Source organism: Mycobacterium tuberculosis complex sp. N0072 (genome assembly GCF_030323725.1).
Classification (GTDB): Bacteria; Actinomycetota; Actinomycetes; order Mycobacteriales; family Mycobacteriaceae; genus Mycobacterium; species Mycobacterium tuberculosis.
This window is the reverse complement of record NZ_CP040689.1, coordinates 2156284-2180112: the sequence shown is the minus strand read 5'-3', so window position 1 is coordinate 2180112 and position 23829 is coordinate 2156284. Positions and strand designations below refer to the sequence as shown.

Genomic DNA, 23829 nt, shown 5'->3' with positions numbered 1-23829 from the left:
GCCGACCGCGGGTTGGTGAGCCGCCATGAATTCGGTGCACCCAGGGAAAGTCGGGGCCATGAATTTTTCAACATTGCCACCAGAGATCAACTCGGCCCTCATATTCGGCGGGGCGGGATCAGAACCCATGTCGGCGGCCGCGGTCGCCTGGGACCAACTGGCGATGGAATTGGCCTCGGCAGCGGCCTCTTTCAACTCCGTGACGTCGGGCCTGGTCGGCGAATCGTGGCTCGGACCGTCATCGGCGGCGATGGCCGCTGCGGTAGCGCCGTACCTAGGATGGCTTGCCGCGGCAGCGGCCCAGGCCCAGCGGTCGGCAACCCAAGCCGCGGCCCTCGTGGCCGAGTTCGAGGCTGTCCGGGCGGCGATGGTGCAACCGGCGCTGGTGGCGGCCAACCGCTCCGACCTGGTGTCATTGGTGTTCTCAAACTTCTTCGGGCAGAATGCTCCGGCGATCGCTGCGATTGAGGCCGCATACGAACAGATGTGGGCCATCGATGTGTCGGTGATGTCGGCCTACCATGCCGGGGCATCGGCGGTGGCGTCGGCCCTGACGCCGTTCACTGCGCCGCCGCAGAATCTGACAGACCTGCCCGCCCAGTTGGCGGCCGCTCCGGCGGCCGTCGTCACCGCGGCGATCACCAGTTCCAAGGGTGTGCTGGCAAATCTTAGCTTAGGCCTGGCAAACTCGGGCTTCGGACAGATGGGCGCCGCTAACCTTGGCATTTTGAACTTGGGCAGCCTAAATCCCGGCGGCAACAACTTCGGCCTTGGAAATGTCGGCAGCAACAACGTTGGCTTGGGCAACACCGGCAACGGAAACATCGGCTTCGGCAACACGGGCAACGGAAACATCGGCTTCGGCCTCACCGGCGACAACCAGCAGGGGTTCGGCGGCTGGAACTCGGGGACCGGCAATATCGGCTTGTTCAACTCAGGCACCGGCAACATCGGCATCGGCAATACGGGCACCGGAAACTTCGGCATCGGGAACTCAGGTACCAGCTACAACACGGGTATCGGCAACACGGGCCAAGCCAACACGGGCTTCTTCAACGCCGGCATCGCCAACACTGGCATCGGCAACACGGGCAACTACAACACGGGCAGCTTCAATCTAGGCAGCTTCAACACGGGCGACTTCAACACGGGCAGCTCCAACACAGGCTTCTTCAACCCCGGCAACCTCAACACCGGCGTGGGAAACACCGGCAACGTCAACACCGGTGGATTCAACTCTGGCAACTACAGCAACGGCTTCTTCTGGCGAGGCGACTACCAGGGCTTGATCGGCTTCTCCGGCACACTGACCATTCCCGCTGCTGGCCTAGACCTCAACGGCCTCGGCTCCGTCGGCCCCATCACCATCCCGTCCATCACCATTCCCGAAATCGGCCTGGGCATTAACAGTTCCGGAGCGTTGGTGGGGCCGATCAATGTTCCGCCTATTACTGTTCCCGCCATCGGTTTGGGTGTGAGTAGTTCGGGGGCGTTGGTGGGGCCGATCAATGTTCCGCCTATTACTGTTCCCGCCATCGGGCTGGGCATCAACAGTACCGGGGCACTCGTTGGCCCCATCAACATCCCGCCGATCACTCTAAATTCTATTGGCCTAGAGCTATCGGCGTTCCAGGTCATTAACGTGGGATCGATTTCGATCCCCGCGTCTCCGCTTGCGATCGGCTTATTCGGCGTAAATCCCACCGTTGGCAGCATAGGCCCGGGTAGCATATCGATACAGCTAGGCACTCCTGAGATTCCCGCGATTCCGCCATTTTTCCCCGGATTCCCTCCAGATTACGTGACAGTGAGTGGTCAAATCGGTCCCATCACCTTCTTATCGGGTGGTTATAGTTTGCCGGCTATTCCGTTGGGTATTGATGTGGGTGGAGGGTTAGGCCCGTTTACGGTGTTCCCGGATGGCTACTCACTTCCGGCTATCCCGTTGGGTATTGATGTGGGCGGAGGGTTAGGCCCGTTTACGGTGTTCCCGGATGGCTACTCACTTCCGGCTATCCCGTTGGGTATTGATGTGGGCGGAGGGTTAGGCCCGTTTACGGTGTTCCCGGATGGCTACTCACTTCCGGCTATCCCGTTGGGTATTGATGTGGGCGGAGGGTTAGGCCCGTTTACGGTGTTCCCGGATGGCTACTCACTTCCGGCAATCCCGTTGGGTATTGATGTGGGCGGAGGGTTAGGCCCGTTTACGGTGTTCCCGGATGGCTACTCACTTCCGGCAATCCCGTTGGGTATTGATGTGGGCGGAGGGTTAGGCCCGTTTACGGTGTTCCCGGATGGCTACTCACTTCCGGCAATCCCGTTGGGTATTGATGTGGGCGGCGCCATCGGCCCCCTCACTACCCCGCCAATCACGATCCCCGCAATCCCGTTGGGCATCGACGTGTCCGGCCGCCTCGGGCCGATCAACATCCCGATCGAAATCGCGGGCACCCCAGGCTTCGGAAACTCGACCACCACCCCGTCATCGGGCTTCTTCAACAGCGGTACGGGCGGCACATCGGGTTTCGGGAACGTCGGTTCGGGCGGATCTGGCTTCTGGAACATTGCTGGGAATCTCGGCAACTCCGGATTCCTTAACGTCGGGCCACTGACATCGGGAATCTTGAACTTCGGCAACACAGTCTCAGGCCTCTACAACACCAGCACGCTGGGCCTAGCGACATCGGCCTTTCACTCCGGCGTCGGTAACACCGACAGCCAACTCGCCGGCTTCATGCGCAACGCCGCAGGTGGGACGTTATTCAACTTCGGCTTCGCCAACGACGGCACACTCAACTTGGGCAACGCAAACCTCGGCGACTACAACGTGGGTAGCGGAAACGTCGGTAGCTACAACTTCGGTAGCGGAAACATCGGCAACGGAAGTTTCGGTTTCGGAAACATCGGAAGCAACAACTTCGGTTTTGGAAACGTCGGCAGCAACAACCTTGGGTTTGCAAACACGGGTCCGGGGTTGACGGAGGCCCTGCACAACATTGGCTTTGGGAACATCGGCGGCAACAACTACGGCTTCGCGAACATCGGTAACGGCAACATCGGCTTCGGCAACACGGGCACTGGAAATATTGGTATCGGGCTCACCGGCGACAATCAGGTCGGATTCGGGGCGCTGAACTCCGGCAGCGGCAACATCGGCTTCTTCAACTCCGGCAACGGCAACATCGGCTTCTTCAACTCAGGCAACGGAAACGTCGGCATCGGCAACTCCGGCAACTACAACACCGGCCTGGGTAACGTGGGCAACGCCAACACGGGCCTGTTCAACACCGGCAACGTCAACACTGGAATCGGCAACGCAGGAAGCTACAACACAGGCAGCTACAACGCCGGCGACACCAACACGGGCGACCTCAACCCGGGCAACGCCAACACGGGGTACCTAAACCTCGGCGACCTCAACACCGGCTGGGGAAACATTGGCGACCTTAACACCGGCGCCCTGATCTCGGGCAGCTACAGCAACGGCATACTGTGGAGGGGCGATTACCAGGGTCTGATTGGCTACTCAGACACACTCAGCATTCCCGCCATCCCACTGAGCGTCGAAGTGAATGGTGGCATCGGTCCGATTGTGGTGCCGGATATTACTATTCCTGGTATTCCGTTGAGCCTGAACGCGCTGGGTGGTGTCGGTCCGATTGTGGTGCCGGATATTACTATTCCTGGTATTCCGTTGAGCCTGAACGCGCTGGGTGGTGTCGGTCCGATTGTGGTGCCGGATATTACTATTCCTGGTATTCCGTTGAGCCTGAACGCGCTGGGTGGTGTCGGTCCGATCACCGTTCCCGGCGTCCCTATTTCCCGCATCCCCCTTACGATTAACATCAGGATACCGGTCAACATCACTCTCAACGAACTTCCGTTTAACGTCGCTGGTATCTTCACGGGCTACATCGGCCCCATCCCGCTTAGCACATTCGTATTAGGCGTCACGCTGGCCGGCGGCACCCTGGAGTCTGGCATCCAGGGATTCAGTGTTAATCCGTTCGGTTTGAATATTCCGCTGAGCGGTGCTACCAACGCTGTCACGATCCCTGGTTTCGCGATTAATCCGTTTGGGTTGGATGTTCCGTTGAGCGGGGGCACGAGCCCGGTTACGATCCCTGGTTTCGCGATTAATCCGTTTGGGTTGGATGTTCCGTTGAGCGGGGGCACCAACGCTGTCACGATCCCTGGTTTCGCGATTAATCCGTTTGGGTTGGATGTTCCGTTGAGCGGGGGCACCAACGCTGTCACGATCCCTGGTTTCGCGATTAATCCGTTTGGGTTGGATGTTCCGTTGAGCGGGGGCACCAACGCTGTCACGATCCCTGGTTTCGCGATTAATCCGTTTGGGTTGGATGTTCCGTTGAGCGGGGGCACCAACGCTGTCACGATCCCTGGTTTCGCGATTAATCCGTTTGGGTTGGATGTTCCGTTGAGCGGGGGCACGAGCCCGGTTACGATCCCTGGTTTCGCGATTAATCCGTTTGGGTTGGATGTTCCGTTGAGCGGGGGCACGAGCCCGGTTACGATCCCTGGTTTCGCGATTAATCCGTTTGGGTTGGATGTTCCGTTGAGCGGGGGCACGAGCCCGGTTACGATTCCTGGTTTCGCGATTAATCCGTTTGGGTTGGATGTTCCGTTGAGCGGGGGCACGAGCCCGGTTACGATCCCTGGTTTCGCGATTAATCCGTTTGGGTTGAATGTTCCGTTGAGCGGGGGCACCAACGCTGTCACGATCCCTGGTTTCGCGATTAATCCGTTTGGGTTGAATGTTCCGTTGAGCGGGGGCACGAGCCCGGTTACGATCCCCGGCTTCGCGATTAATCCGTTTGGGTTGAATGTTCCGTTGAGCGGGGGCACGAGCCCGGTTACGATCCCCGGCTTCACCATTCCCGGATCCCCCCTGAACTTGACCGCCAACGGCGGCTTGGGACCGATCAACATCCCGATCAACATCACGAGCGCCCCGGGCTTCGGAAACTCCACCACCACCCCGTCTTCGGGCTTCTTCAACAGTGGCGATGGAAGCGCATCCGGCTTCGGCAACGTCGGGCCCGGCATTTCGGGCCTCTGGAACCAGGTGCCGAACGCGCTGCAAGGCGGAGTCTCGGGAATCTACAACGTCGGGCAGCTGGCGTCGGGCGTGGCGAACCTAGGCAACACCGTCTCGGGCTTCAACAACACGAGCACCGTTGGTCACCTCACCGCTGCGTTTAACTCGGGCGTCAACAACATCGGCCAAATGCTCCTGGGCTTCTTCTCACCGGGTGCCGGGCCGTAAACGGGGGCGGCGATGGTAGTCGCGACCGCGGGCCGACGCAGGTGAACGCCGGTGCGCTGGATCTTCGACAGGCCACCGCAGACGCCGTCTGACAGCATCCTTCGCGTTTCGCGATGTGCGCCACCTCGACGCACACCCGGTTGGCCCCCAAGACAGTTGGCAGCGCTGGCTACGCCTCCTTCGTGATCAACTTCCGCAGCGCCACCCGATCGGGCGTCAGCAGTTCGGCGATGCGCGGGTGGTTCACCTCGGCGACGATGATCTCGCCCACCTCCTGGTTGACCTCGGTGAAGATTCCATGCGACTTCATCTTCGAGGTCTGGTAGAGGTTGTCGTCGGTGGGCGTGACGTAGTGCACCGCCTGCGCCTTGAAGCGGTGGACGAGCCAGAGGTGGATCAGGGTCATCAGCCGCTTTTGGCGTAGTTCCGCACCGAACGTGTTCTGGTCGCGTACCAACAGGATGGTGCGGCCGCGGCGATCTTGGATCGGTTGGAATATCACGTTGGCGAGCTTGTCATCGCTTTCGCCGTGGATGCCGAGCTCGAGCACCTCCGAGCCGGCCCGCTGCGGCCGAAGCTGTACGCGCAGTTTGTCTTTGAGCTGGTAGTGACCGCTCCACATGGCCAGCCATTCCTCTAGCAGCTTGCGCGGCACCTCAGTTTGCACCAAGTGCTGGTGCTGGGTGGAGCCCTTGCCCATTGCCTTCGTGGTCGCCGTGCGTCCGGAGGAGGCAGCCAATGCGGCGTCACTGCGCGGCCCGCCGACTAGCGTTTGCGGTGTGCGATAGGGAGATTCGACCAAGCGCATCTTGCGCTGCAACCGAGCCAGCGCCAGCATGCCGTCCTGGCGCAGCGCGGTGGCGAATTCCTCGGCCGCGACACCGTCGATCTGGTGCCCGCCATAGGTGATGAAGTTGAAGACGAAGCCCATTTTGCCGAGCTCCTCGGGGAAGCGCCGCATCTCCTCGTCGGTCATGCCGGTGGTGTCCCAGTTGAACGATGGTGAGAGGTTGTACGCCAGCATCTGGTCGGGGAACTCGGCATGGATCGCCTCGGCGAACTGTCGAGCGTCGGCGAGATCGGCGGTCTTGGTCTCCATCCAAAGAATGTCGGCAAACGGTGCCGCGGCCAGCGATTTGGCGATCGCATACGGTATGCCGCCGCGGATCTGGTAGTAGCCCTCCGGGGTCTTGGCCAGCTCGCAGTCCCATGGCGGATCGGCGCCCAGCTCCTTGGCCTTTGCCCGGGCGGCATGCAGCGATGCACGCGCGGCGAACGCCCGCCACTCCTCGGGAGCCATGCCAATGGGTTCGCCCTCGCTCTGACCGAATTCGAGCACGTCCGCCACGGCCTCTCCGTAGGTCATCAGGCCCGCGTCGTCCTCCCAGGCCGCCACGAACCGCGACTCGACCTGGTCGAAAATGCCGTCGATCGACTGCTGGCCGTCCTCCCGCCACGCGTTGACCGCGTCGGAGACCAAGCCGAAAATGCCTTGGCGCTCAAGCCAACCGCCGGCCGCCGCGTACTCGCTGTCGCCAAGCGCATAGAGAAGATGACCATTGAGCTCCTTGACGCCCAGTTCGTAAAAACGCCGCACCATTGCCAGGAAACAGGACTTGTAGGACGGTACGTCGAGCTTGGTCGCGCCGAGAAGGAACGGCTGGTCACGCTCGTCGGCGCGACTGTCGATCAGGTTGGCCGCCTCCGCGTCGGTGCGTGCGACGATGATGCCGGGCACCCGCATGATGTCGAGCTGGAAGCGGGCGGCGTTGAGCCGCTTGATCTGTTCGTCGGACGGCACCAGGACCTTGCCGCCCTGGTGGCCGCACTTCTTGGTGCCGGGTCGTTGGTCCTCGATGTGGTAGCCCGGCACACCGACCTCGACGAAGCGGCGGATCAGGTTGCGTACGTGCGGATCGCCGCCGTGGCCGGTGTCGGCGTCGGCGATGATAAACGGGCGGAAGTCGTAAGCCGGTGTCGCCGCACGCTGTCGCTCGCTCATCTGCAGGCGTAGATAGTGTTGGTTGCGGTCCGCGGTGAGCAAGGCGCGCACCAGCACCGCGGCATCGTCAGGCACCTGGCTCAGCGGGTAGCTGGCGAGGTCGGGCCCCGGATCTTCGGTGCTGGAGCCCTTAGCTGAGGTAGCCCAACCACCGAGGTAGATCGCCTCGATACCCATCCGCTTCATGCTCACCGCCTGCCCCGGCGAGTAGGGGCCAAACGTCGTGATGCTCTTGCGGGCTGCAAAGAGTTCGCGCAGACGCTCGTAGAAGGCGCCCGCCGCCTCTCGCGCCACGATGTGGTCGACGGGGATCGTGCCGCGCTGTTCCACGACTTGGCGGGCGGTGTAGAGCCGAATGATCCCAGCAAAGCGCGAGCTGTCGAAGTATCGCTGAGTGGCGGCTACGTCTTTCTCAAAGTCCTGCTCGAACGGTGTGTGGACCTCGGTGTCCGTTTCGGCGATGGCCATGGCCTTGCGCTCCTCTGCAGCCCCGATTCACCTGACGGACCGAGTGTATCCCCGGACGGGCGACCTAGATCACTGACCGATGACGGCTCGCAAATTCCGCAACGCCACTGGGGCGGTTCGAGACTAACTCCTACATGGTACTGAGCCGCACTAGCACCGGTAGGGTCATCTTGGTGCCGACCCAGTTGCGCTTTGACCGTTGGTTTCTCCCGCTTGCGGTGCCGCTCGGGCTCGGCCCCAAGAACAGCGAGCTATGGGTTGGGGCGGGGAGCCTGCACGTCAAGATGGGATGGGCATTTGCCGCCGACATCCCGTTGACGTCGATCACGAAGGCAGAGGCGACCAACGCAAGGGTCTACGCAGCCGGGGTGCACTTTGGATTCGGCCGCTGGCTGGTCAACGGGTCACGTAAGGGCCTGGTGGCACTGACGATCGATCCGCCCGAACAGGCAAAGATGTGGAAGAAGTCGATGACGGTGCGCGAATTGTGGGTCAGCGTTACCGACCCGGATGCGCTCGTCACCGCTTGCACGGCAAAGTAGCTGGCGTTTCACGAGGCTGGCGGCTCGCACGTGTTCGCAACCAGGCGCGCTGGCGACGGACAAACTGCGCATCGACGACCTTCCCGTGCCCCGGGACGTAGCTGGCGTCAGGGCCGCCGATCGCAAGTACCCGATCAAGCGTTGCCGGCCAGGCCGCCAGGTCGGAATCGGCGTCGATATCAGGATCGGCTGACTCCTCGACAAGATCACCCGTGAAGACCACCGTTGGGCCGTCTGCATGGCCGGTGGCCGGCGCCACCACGACGAGATCTGCTGTGGTGTGGCCGCTGCCGGGGTGAGTGATGGTGACGGTGCGGTCCCCGAGATCGACGGCTGCATCGTAGATCCCGTGCTGAGGTGGTTTCAGGGCCGCGATCGCGCGGTCAACCTCAGCTGTGTCCGCGCCGTAGCTCAGGGCATCTTCGCGGAGCCGGTCGGTAGCCGACCGTAGGTATTCGACGACCTCGGGAGCGCAGAACACCTCCGCTTGGTCGAACACCGAGGAACCCAGCACATGGTCGAAATGCTTGTGTGTCAACACAACATGCGTTACCTGGCAACCAGCGATCTGCTTGACGTCGGCCGCGATTGCTGTTGCTTCGCCGAGGGTGGTCCCGGTGTCGACGAGCAGTATTCCGGTGCGGCCCCGGACCAGCCCAACGGTGACGTCACAGAACGGCAGCCGGCAGCGATGCACGCTGTCGGTCAGGCGCTCCCAGTCGAAGTGCACAACCGCAAAGGTAACGCCCCGCCGAACCTCCTGATAACTCGTGCTATCACAGAGGGGTGTTCGCGGGTGCGACCCGTCAAGCCTGACAAGGAGAACATTATGCGAGCAGTGGTCATCACCAAACATGGCGACCCATCGGTCTTGCAGGTGCGGCAGCGACCGGACCCGCCGCCACCGGGCCCGGGCCAGCTGCGGGTCGCCGTCCGCGCAGCAGGGGTGAACTTCGCTGACCATCTCGCCCGCGTCGGCCTGTACCCAGACGCGCCGAAACTTCCGGCGGTGGTCGGATACGAAGTCGCTGGGACGGTCGAGGCTGTCGGTGATGGGGTCGACCCGAACCGGGTCGGCGAACGAGTCCTGGCCGGTACACGATTTGGTGGCTACTGCGAGATCGTCAACGTTGCGGCCACCGACTCGGTTGTGCTCCCCGATGCGCTGAGCTTCGAACAGGGTGCCGCGGTCCCGGTGAATTACGCGACCGCCTGGGCGGCGCTGCACGGCTACGGATCGTTGCGCGCCGGTGAGCGGGTGCTGATTCACGCCGCGGCCGGTGGAGTCGGCATCGCGGCGGTCCAATTCGCGAAAGCAGCCAAGGCCGAAGTGCACGGCACCGCATCACCCCAAAACATCAGAAGCTGGCCGAGTTCGGTGTGGACCGCGCGATCGACTACCGCCGGGACGGCTGGTGGCAGGGATTGGGCCCGTATGACGTCGTGCTTGACGCGCTCGGCGGCACCTCGCTGCGGCGGTCCTACACTCTGCTGCGCCCGGGTGGAAGGCTGGTTGGCTACGGGATTTCGAATATGCAGCACGGCGAGAAACGATCGATGCGCAGGGTGGCGCCCCACGCGTTGTCAATGCTGCGCGGCTTTAACCTGATGAAACAACTCGAGGAGTCGAAAACCGTGATCGGTCTTAACATGCTGCGGTTGTGGGACGATCGCCGCACCCTTGAACCCTGGATCGCGCCGCTGACCAAGGCGCTCAACGACGGAACGATCCTGCCGATCGTTCATGCAATCGTGCCGTTCGCCGAAGCTCCTGAAGCACATCGGATTCTGGCCGCACGGGAGAACGTCGGCAAGGTGGTGCTGGTACCGTGAGGCGATGGGTGGCCCGGGGCCCGGCTGTCTGGTAAGCGCGGCCGCAAAACAGCTGTACTCTCGAATCCCAGTTAGTAACAATGTGCTATGGAATCTCCAATGACGAGCACACTTCACCGAACCCCATTAGCCACCGCGGGGCTGGCGCTCGTAGTGGCGCTGGGTGGCTGCGGGGGCGGGGGCGGTGACAGTCGAGAGACACCGCCATACGTGCCGAAAGCGACGACCGTCGACGCAACAACGCCGGCGCCGGCCGCCGAGCCACTGACGATCGCCAGTCCCATGTTCGCCGACGGCGCCCCGATCCCGGTGCAATTCAGCTGCAAGGGGGCCAACGTGGCGCCACCGTTGACGTGGTCGTCGCCCGCGGGCGCAGCCGAACTGGCACTCGTCGTCGATGACCCCGACGCGGTCGGCGGACTGTACGTGCACTGGATCGTGACCGGAATCGCCCCTGGCTCTGGCAGCACGGCGGATGGTCAGACTCCTGCTGGTGGGCACAGCGTGCCGAATTCTGGTGGTCGGCAAGGATACTTCGGTCCATGCCCGCCGGCGGGCACCGGGACACACCACTACCGGTTTACCCTCTACCACCTTCCTGTCGCGCTCCAGCTGCCACCGGGAGCCACGGGAGTCCAAGCGGCACAGGCGATAGCACAGGCCGCCAGCGGACAGGCCCGGCTCGTCGGCACATTCGAAGGCTGACGCCGCGGCATCCCTGGCGAGGTGGTCGAAACCCTGGCTTCTCCAATTGCGCCTGGCGACAATGATCAATATGGAATCGACAGTGGCGCACGCATTTCACCGGTTCGCACTGGCCATCTTGGGGCTGGCGCTCCCCGTGGCGCTAGTTGCCTACGGTGGCAACGGTGACAGTCGAAAGGCGGCGCCGCTGGCGCCGAAAGCAGCAGCGCTCGGTCGGAGTATGCCCGAAACGCCTACCGGCGATGTACTGACAATCAGCAGTCCGGCATTCGCCGACGGTGCGCCGATCCCGGAACAGTACACCTGCAAAGGAGCCAATATCGCGCCTCCGTTGACCTGGTCGGCGCCGTTTGGCGGCGCACTCGTTGTCGATGATCCGGACGCACCTCGCGAACCTTACGTCCATTGGATCGTGATCGGGATCGCCCCTGGTGCTGGCAGCACCGCCGATGGTGAGACTCCCGGTGGCGGAATCAGCCTGCCGAACTCCAGCGGTCAGCCCGCATACACCGGACCCTGCCCGCCGGCGGGCACCGGGACACACCACTACCGGTTTACCCTCTACCACCTTCCTGCCGTGCCTCCACTCGCGGGACTGGCTGGGACACAAGCGGCGCGGGTGATCGCGCAGGCCGCCACCATGCAGGCCCGGCTCATCGGAACATACGAAGGCTGATCCACCCGCCATCCCACGATCCAGCGGCCCCGGGGCGATCGGGTCCTAGCAGACGCCTGTCACGCTAGCCAAAGTCTTGACTGATTCCAGAAAAGGGAGTCATATTGTCTAGTGTGTCCTCTATACCGGACTACGCCGAACAGCTCCGGACGGCCGACCTGCGCGTGACCCGACCGCGCGTCGCCGTCCTGGAAGCAGTGAATGCGCATCCACACGCCGACACGGAAACGATTTTCGGTGCCGTGCGTTTTGCGCTGCCCGACGTATCCCGGCAAGCCGTGTACGACGTGCTGCATGCCCTGACCGCCGCGGGCTTGGTGCGAAAGATCCAACCCTCGGGCTCCGTCGCGCGCTACGAGTCCAGGGTCGGCGACAACCACCATCACATCGTCTGCCGGTCTTGCGGGGTTATCGCCGATGTCGACTGTGCTGTTGGCGAGGCACCCTGTCTGACGGCCTCGGACCATAACGGCTTCCTGTTGGACGAGGCGGAGGTCATCTACTGGGGTCTATGTCCTGATTGTTCGATATCCGACACTTCGCGATCACATCCGTGATCACAGCCCGATAACACCAACTCCTGGAAGGAATGCTGTGCCCGAGCAACACCCACCCATTACAGAAACCACCACCGGAGCCGCTAGCAACGGCTGTCCCGTCGTGGGTCATATGAAATACCCCGTCGAGGGCGGCGGAAACCAGGACTGGTGGCCCAACCGGCTCAATCTGAAGGTACTGCACCAAAACCCGGCCGTCGCTGACCCGATGGGTGCGGCGTTCGACTATGCCGCGGAGGTCGCGACCATCGACGTTGACGCCCTGACGCGGGACATCGAGGAAGTGATGACCACCTCGCAGCCGTGGTGGCCCGCCGACTACGGCCACTACGGGCCGCTGTTTATCCGGATGGCGTGGCACGCTGCCGGCACCTACCGCATCCACGACGGCCGCGGCGGCGCCGGGGGCGGCATGCAGCGGTTCGCGCCGCTTAACAGCTGGCCCGACAACGCCAGCTTGGACAAGGCGCGCCGGCTGCTGTGGCCGGTCAAGAAGAAGTACGGCAAGAAGCTCTCATGGGCGGACCTGATTGTTTTCGCCGGCAACTGCGCGCTGGAATCGATGGGCTTCAAGACGTTCGGGTTCGGCTTCGGCCGGGTCGACCAGTGGGAGCCCGATGAGGTCTATTGGGGCAAGGAAGCCACCTGGCTCGGCGATGAGCGTTACAGCGGTAAGCGGGATCTGGAGAACCCGCTGGCCGCGGTGCAGATGGGGCTGATCTACGTGAACCCGGAGGGGCCGAACGGCAACCCGGACCCCATGGCCGCGGCGGTCGACATTCGCGAGACGTTTCGGCGCATGGCCATGAACGACGTCGAAACAGCGGCGCTGATCGTCGGCGGTCACACTTTCGGTAAGACCCATGGCGCCGGCCCGGCCGATCTGGTCGGCCCCGAACCCGAGGCTGCTCCGCTGGAGCAGATGGGCTTGGGCTGGAAGAGCTCGTATGGCACCGGAACCGGTAAGGACGCGATCACCAGCGGCATCGAGGTCGTATGGACGAACACCCCGACGAAATGGGACAACAGTTTCCTCGAGATCCTGTACGGCTACGAGTGGGAGCTGACGAAGAGCCCTGCTGGCGCTTGGCAATACACCGCCAAGGACGGCGCCGGTGCCGGCACCATCCCGGACCCGTTCGGCGGGCCAGGGCGCTCCCCGACGATGCTGGCCACTGACCTCTCGCTGCGGGTGGATCCGATCTATGAGCGGATCACGCGTCGCTGGCTGGAACACCCCGAGGAATTGGCCGACGAGTTCGCCAAGGCCTGGTACAAGCTGATCCACCGAGACATGGGTCCCGTTGCGAGATACCTTGGGCCGCTGGTCCCCAAGCAGACCCTGCTGTGGCAGGATCCGGTCCCTGCGGTCAGCCACGACCTCGTCGGCGAAGCCGAGATTGCCAGCCTTAAGAGCCAGATCCTGGCATCGGGATTGACTGTCTCACAGCTAGTTTCGACCGCATGGGCGGCGGCGTCGTCGTTCCGTGGTAGCGACAAGCGCGGCGGCGCCAACGGTGGTCGCATCCGCCTGCAGCCACAAGTCGGGTGGGAGGTCAACGACCCCGACGGGGATCTGCGCAAGGTCATTCGCACCCTGGAAGAGATCCAGGAGTCATTCAACTCCGCGGCGCCGGGGAACATCAAAGTGTCCTTCGCCGACCTCGTCGTGCTCGGTGGCTGTGCCGCCATAGAGAAAGCAGCAAAGGCGGCTGGCCACAACATCACGGTGCCCTTCACCCCGGGCCGCACGGATGCGTCGCAGGAACAAACCGACGTGGAATCCTTTGCCGTGCTGGAGCCCAAGGCAGATGGCTTCCGAAACTACCTCGGAAAGGGCAACCCGTTGCCGGCCGAGTACATGCTGCTCGACAAGGCGAACCTGCTTACGCTCAGTGCCCCTGAGATGACGGTGCTGGTAGGTGGCCTGCGCGTCCTCGGCGCAAACTACAAGCGCTTACCGCTGGGCGTGTTCACCGAGGCCTCCGAGTCACTGACCAACGACTTCTTCGTGAACCTGCTCGACATGGGTATCACCTGGGAGCCCTCGCCAGCAGATGACGGGACCTACCAGGGCAAGGATGGCAGTGGCAAGGTGAAGTGGACCGGCAGCCGCGTGGACCTGGTCTTCGGGTCCAACTCGGAGTTGCGGGCGCTTGTCGAGGTCTATGGCGCCGATGACGCGCAGCCGAAGTTCGTGCAGGACTTCGTCGCTGCCTGGGACAAGGTGATGAACCTCGACAGGTTCGACGTGCGCTGATTCGGGTTGATCGGCCCTGCCCGCCGATCAACCACAACCCGCCGCAGCACCCCGCGAGCTGACCGGCTCGCGGGGTGCTGGTGTTTGCCCGGCGCGATTTGTCAGACCCCGCGTGCATGGTGGTCGCAGGCACGACGAGACGGGGATGACGAGACGGGGATGAGGAGAAAGGGCGCCGAAATGTGCTGGATGTGCGATCACCCGGAAGCCACCGCCGAGGAGTACCTCGACGAGGTGTACGGGATAATGCTCATGCATGGCTGGGCGGTACAGCACGTGGAGTGCGAGCGACGGCCATTTGCCTACACGGTTGGTCTAACCCGGCGCGGCTTGCCCGAACTGGTGGTGACTGGCCTCTCGCCACGACGTGGGCAGCGGTTGTTGAACATCGCCGCTCGCAGGGCTCTGGTCGGTGACTTGCTGACTCCCGGTATGCAGACCACCCTCCCAGCCGGCCCTCTTGTCGAAACGGTCCAGGTTACACATCCGGACGCGCATTTGTATTGTGCGATCGCCATCTTTGGCGACAAGGTGACGGCCTTGCAGTTGGTGTGGGCCGACCGGCGTGGTCGCTGGCCGTGGGCGGCGGACTTCGACGAAGGTCGCGGTACCCAGCCGGTGCTCGGGATGCGAGCCACCAGGAGGTCAGCCTGACGCGAGCGCTCTAAACGTGTTGCCGGACAACGATTTAGTGACAGCAATGCAGTGACAGCGGTGGTTGCTCGACACGGAGGTGGCCAACGGCTTCCGGACATCCTCCGATACATGCGGTCTGGGCGGTGTGCTGGCGGACAAGGCTGTGACTCGGTGGAAGCGTTGGCGCCGTCCGCGATTTACCGCATCATTGCCGGACACTGCGTCGGTGGCGCGCCGTCCGTGCGCTCGCAGGCGCATATGGGGATCGAACAAGCCCATCGGCGGCGGGAGAACGAGTGATTGCTTCCAGGCCGAGTGAGTTCCGGATACCGGTAGGCCCCAGTAGGCTATTGTGTGATGCGCTTGAAGCCAGCCCCATCTCCTGCTGCAGCCTTTGCCGTCGCCGGCCTGATCCTCGCAGGCTGGGCCGGATCCGTGGGCCTCGCCGGCGCCGATCCGGAGCCGGCACCGACACCGAAGACGGCAATTGATAGCGACGGCACCTATGCGGTGGGGATTGACATCGCTCCCGGCACGTACAGCTCCGCGGGACCCGTCGGCGACGGCACCTGCTATTGGAAGCGGATGGGTAACCCCGATGGCGCGCTCATCGATAACGCACTCAGCAAGAAACCACAGGTAGTGACGATTGAGCCGACCGACAAGGCGTTCAAGACGCACGGCTGCCAACCCTGGCAGAACACGGGCAGCGAAGGCGCTGCCCCTGCCGGAGTTCCTGGACCTGAAGCGGGGGCCCAACTACAAAATCAGCTCGGCATCCTCAACGGCTTACTCGGACCGACTGGAGGGCGAGTGCCTCAGCCCTAACTGACGCTGGCTTCGGCTACGGTCCTGCTGTGGCAATAGGTGAGCAACAGGTCATCGTGATTGGGGCCGGCGTCAGCGGACTGACGTCGGCCATATGCCTGGCCGAGGCGGGGTGGCCGGTGCGGGTATGGGCGGCCGCATTGCCGCAGCAAACGACATCGGCGGTGGCGGGTGCGGTCTGGGGGCCGCGGCCGAAGGAACCCGTTGCCAAGGTACGCGGGTGGATCGAACAGTCATTGCACGTGTTTCGCGACTTGGCCAAGGATCCCGCCACCGGCGTGCGCATGACGCCGGCGCTGAGTGTCGGCGATCGTATCGAGACCGGTGCGATGCCGCCCGGGTTGGAGCTGATCCCCGACGTGCGGCCGGCTGACCCGGCCGACGTGCCCGGGGGCTTCCGTGCTGGGTTTCATGCCACCTTGCCGATGATCGATATGCCCCAGTACCTCGACTGTCTGACCCAGCGATTGGCGGCGACTGGCTGTGAAATCGAAACGCGCCCGCTACGGTCGCTGGCCGAGGCCGCTGAGGCGGCGCCCATAGTGATCAACTGTGCTGGTCTGGGCGCTCGGGAACTGGCCGGCGACGCCACGGTCTGGCCGCGGTTCGGCCAGCACGTCGTCCTCACCAATCCAGGTCTAGAGCAACTGTTTATCGAGCGCACCGGCGGCTCGGAATGGATCTGCTACTTTGCCCACCCGCAGCGTGTAGTCTGCGGCGGCATCAGTATCCCTGGCAGGTGGGACACCACCCCAGAGCCGGAGATAACCGAGCGGATCCTGCAACGGTGTCGCCGCATACAACCACGGCTTGCCGAGGCGGCAGTGATTGAGACGATTACCGGGCTGCGTCCTGATCGGCCGTCCGTGCGGGTGGAAGCTGAACCGATCGGGCGAGCGCTGTGCATCCACAACTATGGCCACGGAGGTGACGGCGTGACCCTGTCATGGGGTTGTGCGCGGGAGGTGGTCAATCTTGTCGGCGGCGGTTAACCCGACACCATGGCGGGTTGGGTGGCACCGGTCGGTTAATGGGTCGGTCAATGCGCGCTGGGAGGCGGCGCCAGTGCGGTCTCGACCGTTGCATACAGCGGAATTAGTCGCCGCAGTCCGCACGCGGCAATGGTGCGGGCCACGATCGGCTGGTTACTCACCAACCGCATATTCACCCCGCGCCGGCGACACCGCACCGACTCCTGGGCCAACACAGCGTATGCACATGATCCCATGAAGTCGAGGTCCCGAATGTCGATGACGAACGGACCCGGCGCGATGGCGATAGCGGCGCTCTTGCTCACCAGACGCTGCCAAGCGACCTCGTTACTGGCGTCGATGTCGCCGCCCACATGAACGACCACCGCTGAGCCGGTGCACTCGGTAACCGCGCGTAGGCCGCTATGCAGGTCACTGGGTTGCGAACTCGGCCGTGTGCTCGAAGGACCGGCACCTGGTCCAATCGCGACAGTGCGCATCATTTGCAGTCCCGTCGTCGTGTGCTGTTAGGTGCTGCCGTCCGGCGTATTGGAGGGCGGGAGGTCAGCGTCATCACGCCGAAGACAGGGTGCCTGTCTTGGACGAGGTTGGCAAGCAGTGTGAGTAAGCATAAGTGGAACATGCCCCGAAAACCTAGGATGTCCCCCCACCAAAATTTGTGGCTCTAGTGTGCGCGAGTGACACGTCGAAAGTCACGAGCCAACAGCGACAGGATCCAGCTGACGATCGACAACAAGATCGCCGCCCAGATCGCGGTCCACCAGAAGTGGTCGATCTGCAGTCCCCAGTGGGTGGTGTGCTCAGTGATCCACGCGGTAAGCCACAGCATCGACGCGTTAACGACTACATGGAAAAGACCGAGAGTCAGGATGTACAACGGGATCGACAAGATCTGCACGATGGGCTTGATGAACGCGTTGACCAGACCGAAGATCACCGCGACGACGAAGATGATGGCGACCCGCTGCAGCGTTGTGTCGCCGCCCGCAAACCGCATGCCCGGGACGAAAAGAGTCACCACCCATAATGCGAATCCGGTCACTGCGGCGCGCATCAGAAAAGGCACCATTGCCCGATCCTGCCACGGACATGCGAGCCGCCGCTGTTCGCCATGTCCCCGGACTCGCGGTGCCGCGCCCGGTACGCCACGATGCAGACGTGGCAGCACCGCGGTTGACCGGCGACCAGCGAAACGCTTTTATGGCATCTTTCTTGGGTTGGACGATGGATGCGTTCGATTACTTTCTCGTGGTGCTGGTCTATGCCGACATCGCAACGACCTTCCACCACACCAAGACCGACGTCGCGTTTCTCACCACCGCCACCCTGGCCATGCGCCCCGTGGGTGCGTTGCTGTTCGGGCTATGGGCCGACCGGGTGGGCCGGCGGGTCCCGCTGATGGTCGACGTGTCGTTCTATTCGGTGATCGGATTTCTGTGCGCATTCGCACCCAACTTCACCGTGCTGGTGATCCTGCGACTGCTCTACGGCATTGGCATGGGCGGAGAGTGGGGGCTGGGTGCCGCGCTGTCCATGGAGAAGGTTCCAGCCGAGCGGCGTGGCGTCTTCTCCGGGCTGCTGCAGGAGGGCTACGCGTTCGGCTATCTGCTGGCCAGTGTGGCAGCGCTGGTGGTGATGAACTGGCTAGGGCTGTCGTGGCGGTGGTTGTTCGGCCTAAGCATCATCCCGGCTCTGATCAGCTTGATCATCCGGTACCGGGTAAAGGAATCCGAAGTCTGGGAAGCCGCGCAGGACCGCATGCGGCTCACCAAGACCCGAATCCGCGATGTCCTGGGTAACCCCGCAATTGTGCGCCGGTTTGTCTACCTAGTGCTGTTGATGACCGCCTTCAACTGGATGAGCCACGGCACCCAGGATGTCTACCCGACCTTCCTGACCGCGACTACCGATCATGGTGCCGGTTTGTCCAGCCTGACCGCCAGGTGGATAGTGGTGATCTACAACATCGGCGCCATCATCGGCGGTCTGGCGTTCGGCACGTTGTCCCAGCGGTTCAGCCGCCGTTACACCATCGTTTTCTGTGCGGCGCTGGGACTGCCGATCGTGCCGCTGTTCGCTTACTCGCGCACTGCGGCGATGTTGTGCCTGGGTTCGTTTTTGATGCAAGTCTTCGTACAGGGTGCCTGGGGTGTGATCCCCGCGCATCTGACCGAGATGTCGCCAGACGCTATCCGGGGCGTCTACCCCGGCGTAACCTACCAGCTCGGTAATCTGCTGGCGGCGTTCAACCTTCCTATTCAAGAGCGTCTGGCCGAATCCCATGGCTACCCCTTCGCCTTGGCCGCGACGATCGTGCCCGTGCTATTGGTCGTAGCGGTGCTGACGGCGATTGGCAAGGATGCCACCGGAATCCGCTTTGGTACTACGGAAACTGCTTTTCTTGTTCGTCATCGAAATCGACATTAGCGCGGTGTCTTCTCGTCGAACTTTGTCGCGCTGCTGTCGATTTCGCCGTCGCTAGGGTGAGCCCGGGATACCGCTCAGGGTGCGCCGCAGCAGGTGCATCGCCACAGTCGTCGAGCGCTCCCTAATGTCTGACCGGTTCCCGGGCAGCCGCACGGTTCGGGTGGTTGTTCGGCCATCGTCCAGCAGGACGGTGAAGCACACTGTTCCCACAGGCTTTTCCGGCGTTCCCCCACTCGGACCCGCAATTCCGGTGATCGCGGTGGCGGTGTCGGCGCCGAAGCCTTGCAGCGCCCCCGCTGCCATTGCCTGGGCGACCGGCTCGGAAACCGCCCCGTGGGCCTCGATCAGCGCCGGATCCACACCGAGAAGCTGTGCCTTCGCCTCGTTAGAGTAGGCCACCACTGCGCCCGCCACGTACTTGGACGACCCGGGCCGGTCGGTGAGCCGTGCCGCCAGCAACCCTGCGGTGCAGGATTCGGCGGTCGCTATCCGGCGGCCAGTTAGCAATTTTGCGACCAGCTCGTCCACGGACGCACCGTCTTCCGAATAGACCTGGTGGCCGTGCCGGTCGCGCAATAACCGTGCCAATTGCGTGTACACTTGCGCGGCGTTCGGTTCAAAGCGAGTGACCATTTCAATCTCGCCGCGCCGCAGGCAGGTGGTGATCTCGACTAAGTCAAAACCCGGGATGGCTGCCTCGGCGTCACGCAGTGTGTCGGCCAGAGAAGACTCCGGCAGGCCGAAGATCCGGATGGTCTCCTGTCGGTAGGTCGTCCGGCCGGCAATCGCATCCTGTACCGGAGCCGTCTGGATGGCCTTGCTCCATATCGGCTGCAGCTCGCGCGGTGGCCCGGGAAGCACCATCACCGCTGGCCGTCCCGGCACAACCAGACCGGGGGCGGTGCCCACCGGATCGATCACTTGCGATCCGGCCGGAATCATGGCCTGTTTGCGGTTGGCGGCGCGTATGGAGTCGAAGTTGGCGGGTTCAATAGCGGGATTTCGCCCCATCAGCTTCTTGAGGATGTTGGCGATCCTGTTCTCCAGCTCGTCGTCCAGCACCAGCTCGCGCCCGCAATAGCGCGCCACCACCTCGACGGTCATATCGTCGGCGGTCGGCCCCAGGCCGCCGCTGGTGACGATCAGGTCCACACCCTGCTCAGCCATGAATCGCAGCTGTGCCTCGATGTCGGCGGGACGGTCGCCGCAGATCGTGATGTGTGCCAACTCGACCCCGAGCTCCAGGAGCCGATCGGCGATCCAGGGGCCGTTGCGGTCTTGGACCCGCCCGGTCAGGACCTCGGTTCCGGTGATCACGATGCCCGCACGTGCGCTCACCGCCATGAGCCTACGCATGAACTAACTACGCATGAACTAACGTAGGACCGTGGCGCAGGCTCCCCACATTCACAGGACCCGCTACGCAAAATGCGGCGACATGGATATCGCCTACCAGGTGCTGGGTGACGGTCCGACGGATCTGCTGGTGTTGCCGGGGCCGTTCGTGCCGATCGACTCGATCGACGACGAGCCATCGCTGTACCGTTTCCATCGCCGTCTTGCGTCATTCAGCAGGGTGATCCGCCTCGACGATCGTGGGGTCGGCCTGTCGTCACGGCTCGCCGCGATAACCACGCTGGGGCCGAAGTTCTGGGCCCAGGACGCGATCGCGGTGATGGACGCGGTCGGATGCGAGCAGGCGACAATTTTCGCGCCCAGTTTCCACGCCATGAACGGACTTGTTCTCGCCGCCGACTACCCCGAGCGGGTGCGCAGCCTGATCGTCGTCAACGGCTCGGCGCGCCCACTATGGGCGCCCGACTACCCGGTAGGCGCCCAGGTTCGTCGAGCTGACCCGTTCCTGACGGTGGCGCTGGAACCGGATGCCGTCGAGCGGGGCTTCGACGTGCTGAGCATCGTGGCTCCTACCGTGGCCGGAGATGACGTGTTTCGAGCCTGGTGGGATCTCGCCGGCAACCGTGCCGGACCGCCGAGCATGGCCCGTGCCGTTTCAAAGGTCATAGCCGAGGCCGACGTACGAGATGTCTTGGGACACATCGAGGCTCCAACACTGATCTTGCACCGTGTCGGATCGACGTACATCCCGGTGGGACATGGTCGCTACCTCGCCGAGCACATCGCTGGATCCCGCTTGGTCGAACTACCCGGCACCGATACCCTGTACTGGGTTGGCGACACCGGGCCGATGCTCGATGAAATCGAGGAATTCATCACCGGCGTGCGCGGCGGCGCTGACGCCGAGCGCATGCTTGCCACCATCATGTTTACCGACATCGTCGGCTCGACCCAGCACGCCGCCGCGCTCGGCGACGACCGATGGCGCGACCTGTTGGACAACCACGACACCATCGTGTGCCACGAAATCCAGCGGTTCGGCGGTCGCGAAGTGAACACGGCCGGTGACGGTTTCGTCGCGACGTTCACCAGTCCGAGTGCCGCGATCGCGTGCGCGGACGACATCGTCGACGCGGTCGCCGCGCTGGGTATTGAGGTCCGGATCGGTATTCATGCGGGCGAGGTCGAGGTGCGCGATGCCTCGCACGGTACCGACGTCGCCGGCGTGGCCGTGCATATCGGTGCGCGCGTCTGCGCGCTGGCCGGACCCAGTGAGGTGCTGGTGTCCTCGACCGTGCGAGACATCGTCGCCGGATCACGGCACCGGTTCGCCGAGCGTGGTGAGCAGGAACTCAAGGGCGTACCGGGCAGATGGCGGCTATGCGTGCTCATGCGCGACGACGCCACCCGCACGCGCTAATGTCCCGGGCTGCCGGGTTGCCCCGGTTGTCCTGGTTTGCCGGGCTGACCTGGTTCGCCGGGGGTTCCACCGGGGCCGGGTGCGCCGCCCACCCCGCCCTGGCCGGGTTGACCGCCGGGGCCCGCTGCCCCGCCTATGCCGCCATCTCCGCCTCTACCGCCCGCCCCGCCGCGACCGCCTTGCCCGCCGTCGCCGCCTCTACCGCCCGCCCCGCCGCGACCGCCGGCACCACCCCGGCCACCGGCGCCTCCGGCTCCGCCCGGCCTACCGACGCCGCGGGCATGGCTGACCTCGCCCGGCCCGGCGTCGTCGCCACTCATGCTGTTCGCACCCTCGGTACAACTGGATCACGAGCCATCGGTCTGTGTCCTTGCCAGCCGCTTGATTGTCCTCGTTCACCTCAAGCTACCCCGAATCTGGGCTCGATGGGCCGGAGTCTCGATGGGCCGCAGTGGCGCCGGGCGAGGGTTCGATTGTGTGGGCGATGGTGGCGACGGTCCAACACAACAAGGGGTGCATCACCGCGGCCGCCGAGTACTTGCAGGGGGGACAATGTGTCGATGATCGAGTTGGAGGTACATCAGGCCGACGTGACCAAGCTCGAGCTCGACGCCATCACCAATGCGGCGAACACCCGACTGCGGCATGCCGGTGGTGTCGCTGCGGCCATCGCCCGCGCCGGCGGCCCCGAGCTGCAGCGCGAGTCCACCGAGAAGGCGCCGATTGGGCTTGGGGAAGCGGTCGAGACCACGGCCGGTGACATGCCGGCGCGCTACGTGATCCACGCGGCGACGATGGAGCTAGGAGGTCCGACCTCGGGCGAGATCATCACCGCAGCCACCGCTGCTACCCTGCGGAAAGCCGACGAGCTCGGTTGCCGCTCGCTGGCGCTGGTGGCTTTCGGCACGGGCGTGGGCGGCTTTCCGCTCGACGACGCTGCGCGGCTGATGGTCGGCGCCGTCCGTCGGCACCGGCCGGGGTCGCTGCAAAGGGTGGTATTTGCGGTCCATGGGGATGCGGCCGAGCGGGCGTTTAGCGCTGCTATTCAGGCCGGAGAAGATACCGCTCGACGGTAGCGACCTTCTGGGTCATCGCGTCGGTGACCCCGGGACGCCAGTCCACCTTGATCACCGCGCTGACTCGCGGTGCCCGAGCGGCCACGGCCTCCACCGCGCGCTGCACGACGGCCATCACTTCCGCCCAGGTATCGCCTTCGATCACGGTGAACATGGCATCTGTCTGGTTCGGCAGGCCGGAATCACGGACCACGCGAATCGCTTCGGTGACGATCTCGCCGACCCCCTCCCCCACGCCCAGCGGGGTGACGGAAAACGCGACCAGCACAGACACACAATGAGCCTACCCAGCCCCAGCGACTGCATAGCCGGCCTGGCAGCATCGAGGCTCGTGCGGGTTCTGGTGCAACGGGTCTCATCGGCTGCGGTGAGGGTCGATGGTCGGGTGGTCGGCGCTATCCGGCCGGACGGGCAGGGCCTGGTCGCGTTCGTCGGTGTCACCCACGGCGACGATCTCGACAAGGCGCGCCGTCTCGCCGAAAAGCTCTGGAATTTGCGGGTTCTCGCCGACGAGAAATCCGCCTCCGACATGCACGCACCGATCCTGGTAATCAGCCAGTTCACCCTCTACGCAGACACCGCGAAGGGTCGGCGACCGTCCTGGAACGCCGCGGCGCCAGGTGCGGTGGCGCAGCCCCTGATAGCAGCGTTCGCGGCAGCGCTGCGCCAGTTGGGAGCGCACGTGGAAGCCGGCGTGTTCGGTGCCCACATGCAGGTCGAACTGGTCAACGACGGTCCGGTGACCGTAATGCTGGAAGGCTGAT

At 63.7% G+C, this 23829-nt stretch carries 20 protein-coding genes and 1 pseudogene; 14 read left to right on the top strand and 7 right to left on the bottom strand.

Annotated elements, in window-relative coordinates; genetic code table 11:
- Positions 1-58 precede the first annotated feature (58 nt).
- Positions 59-5287 carry a PPE family protein gene (locus tag FF952_RS10125; protein WP_244736173.1) on the top strand — a complete coding sequence of 1743 codons (5229 nt, stop codon included), beginning with the start codon at positions 59-61 and terminating at the stop codon, positions 5285-5287.
- 169 nt (positions 5288-5456) lie between these two features.
- Here FF952_RS10125 and aceA read toward each other — a convergent pair whose 3' ends face one another.
- Entirely contained in the window at positions 5457-7757 is a 2301-nt protein-coding gene (gene aceA / locus FF952_RS10120; protein ID WP_003409584.1) for an isocitrate lyase ICL2, read from the bottom strand.
- A 134-nt stretch (positions 7758-7891) separates the two neighbouring features.
- Here aceA and FF952_RS10115 point away from each other — a divergent pair, with 134 nt between their 5' ends.
- The gene (locus tag FF952_RS10115; protein ID WP_003409577.1) at positions 7892-8299 is read left to right on the top strand and encodes a hypothetical protein; all 408 of its coding nucleotides are present in this window, start codon (positions 7892-7894) and stop codon (positions 8297-8299) included.
- On the opposite strand, the gene FF952_RS10110 is transcribed toward FF952_RS10115, so the two are convergent.
- Positions 8277-9029 carry an MBL fold metallo-hydrolase gene (locus FF952_RS10110; protein ID WP_003409574.1) on the bottom strand — a complete coding sequence of 251 codons (753 nt, stop codon included), beginning with the start codon at positions 9027-9029 and terminating at the stop codon, positions 8277-8279. The two genes, FF952_RS10115 and FF952_RS10110, sit on opposite strands and share 23 nt — an antisense overlap.
- Before the next feature lie 99 nt (positions 9030-9128).
- Here FF952_RS10110 and FF952_RS10105 point away from each other — a divergent pair.
- The 8 genes and pseudogenes from FF952_RS10105 to FF952_RS10070 all read left to right on the top strand — a co-directional run bounded on the left by FF952_RS10105 (position 9129) and on the right by FF952_RS10070 (position 16786).
- Positions 9129-10132 (top strand): annotated as a pseudogene (locus FF952_RS10105) (synaptic vesicle VAT-1 family membrane protein).
- A gap of 99 nt (positions 10133-10231) precedes the next feature.
- Complete coding sequence (locus FF952_RS10100; RefSeq protein ID WP_003409568.1) at positions 10232-10837, top strand: YbhB/YbcL family Raf kinase inhibitor-like protein; 606 nt, start codon at positions 10232-10234, stop codon at positions 10835-10837.
- 82 nt (positions 10838-10919) lie between these two features.
- On the top strand, positions 10920-11513 hold the full coding sequence (locus FF952_RS10095; protein WP_003409566.1) for a YbhB/YbcL family Raf kinase inhibitor-like protein: 594 nt from the start codon (positions 10920-10922) through the stop codon (positions 11511-11513).
- Positions 11514-11626: 113 nt separating this feature from the next.
- Positions 11627-12070, top strand: a complete 444-nt coding sequence (locus FF952_RS10090; protein WP_003899076.1) for a Fur family transcriptional regulator — start codon at positions 11627-11629, stop codon at positions 12068-12070.
- A gap of 37 nt (positions 12071-12107) precedes the next feature.
- The gene (katG, locus tag FF952_RS10085; protein WP_003901285.1) at positions 12108-14330 is read left to right on the top strand and encodes a catalase/peroxidase HPI; all 2223 of its coding nucleotides are present in this window, start codon (positions 12108-12110) and stop codon (positions 14328-14330) included.
- A 189-nt stretch (positions 14331-14519) separates the two neighbouring features.
- The gene (locus FF952_RS10080; protein ID WP_014585239.1) at positions 14520-14984 is read left to right on the top strand and encodes a DUF4262 domain-containing protein; all 465 of its coding nucleotides are present in this window, start codon (positions 14520-14522) and stop codon (positions 14982-14984) included.
- 339 nt (positions 14985-15323) lie between these two features.
- A complete protein-coding gene (locus FF952_RS10075; protein ID WP_003900428.1) occupies positions 15324-15794 on the top strand; it encodes an Rv1352/Rv1906c domain-containing protein in 471 nt (156 codons plus the stop codon).
- 29 nt (positions 15795-15823) lie between these two features.
- Positions 15824-16786, top strand: a complete 963-nt coding sequence (locus FF952_RS10070) for an FAD-dependent oxidoreductase (protein ID WP_003409545.1) — start codon at positions 15824-15826, stop codon at positions 16784-16786.
- A 47-nt stretch (positions 16787-16833) separates the two neighbouring features.
- Here the strand turns inward: FF952_RS10070 and FF952_RS10065 are convergent, their stop codons facing one another.
- Positions 16834-17265: an anti-sigma factor antagonist gene (locus FF952_RS10065; RefSeq protein WP_003409543.1), complete on the bottom strand. Its 432-nt coding sequence runs from the start codon at positions 17263-17265 to the stop codon at positions 16834-16836.
- 185 nt (positions 17266-17450) lie between these two features.
- On the bottom strand, positions 17451-17855 hold the full coding sequence (locus tag FF952_RS10060) for a phage holin family protein (RefSeq protein WP_003409542.1): 405 nt from the start codon (positions 17853-17855) through the stop codon (positions 17451-17453).
- 89 nt (positions 17856-17944) lie between these two features.
- Here FF952_RS10060 and FF952_RS10055 point away from each other — a divergent pair, with 89 nt between their 5' ends.
- Entirely contained in the window at positions 17945-19213 is a 1269-nt protein-coding gene (locus FF952_RS10055) for a sialate:H+ symport family MFS transporter (RefSeq protein WP_003900427.1), read from the top strand.
- 51 nt (positions 19214-19264) lie between these two features.
- Here the strand turns inward: FF952_RS10055 and FF952_RS10050 are convergent, their stop codons facing one another.
- On the bottom strand, positions 19265-20551 hold the full coding sequence (locus FF952_RS10050; protein WP_014584787.1) for a competence/damage-inducible protein A: 1287 nt from the start codon (positions 20549-20551) through the stop codon (positions 19265-19267).
- A 49-nt stretch (positions 20552-20600) separates the two neighbouring features.
- Between FF952_RS10050 and lipJ the strand changes: the two genes are divergently transcribed.
- The gene (lipJ, locus tag FF952_RS10045; RefSeq protein ID WP_015631370.1) at positions 20601-21989 is read left to right on the top strand and encodes a bifunctional lipase/adenylate cyclase LipJ; all 1389 of its coding nucleotides are present in this window, start codon (positions 20601-20603) and stop codon (positions 21987-21989) included.
- Here lipJ and FF952_RS10040 read toward each other — a convergent pair.
- Positions 21986-22309 (bottom strand): hypothetical protein, encoded by a 324-nt coding sequence (locus FF952_RS10040; RefSeq protein WP_179140969.1) that lies wholly within the window; start codon positions 22307-22309, stop codon positions 21986-21988. The genes lipJ and FF952_RS10040 overlap by 4 nt on opposite strands.
- Before the next feature lie 240 nt (positions 22310-22549).
- Between FF952_RS10040 and FF952_RS10035 the strand changes: the two genes are divergently transcribed.
- On the top strand, positions 22550-23065 hold the full coding sequence (locus FF952_RS10035) for a macro domain-containing protein (protein ID WP_003409537.1): 516 nt from the start codon (positions 22550-22552) through the stop codon (positions 23063-23065).
- Here the strand turns inward: FF952_RS10035 and FF952_RS10030 are convergent.
- The gene (locus FF952_RS10030) at positions 23031-23339 is read right to left on the bottom strand and encodes an MTH1187 family thiamine-binding protein (protein ID WP_003409536.1); all 309 of its coding nucleotides are present in this window, start codon (positions 23337-23339) and stop codon (positions 23031-23033) included. The two genes, FF952_RS10035 and FF952_RS10030, sit on opposite strands and share 35 nt — an antisense overlap.
- 57 nt (positions 23340-23396) lie before the next feature.
- Here FF952_RS10030 and dtd point away from each other — a divergent pair, with 57 nt between their 5' ends.
- The gene (gene dtd, locus FF952_RS10025) at positions 23397-23828 is read left to right on the top strand and encodes a D-aminoacyl-tRNA deacylase (RefSeq protein ID WP_003409533.1); all 432 of its coding nucleotides are present in this window, start codon (positions 23397-23399) and stop codon (positions 23826-23828) included.
- Position 23829: the final 1 nt, after the last annotated feature.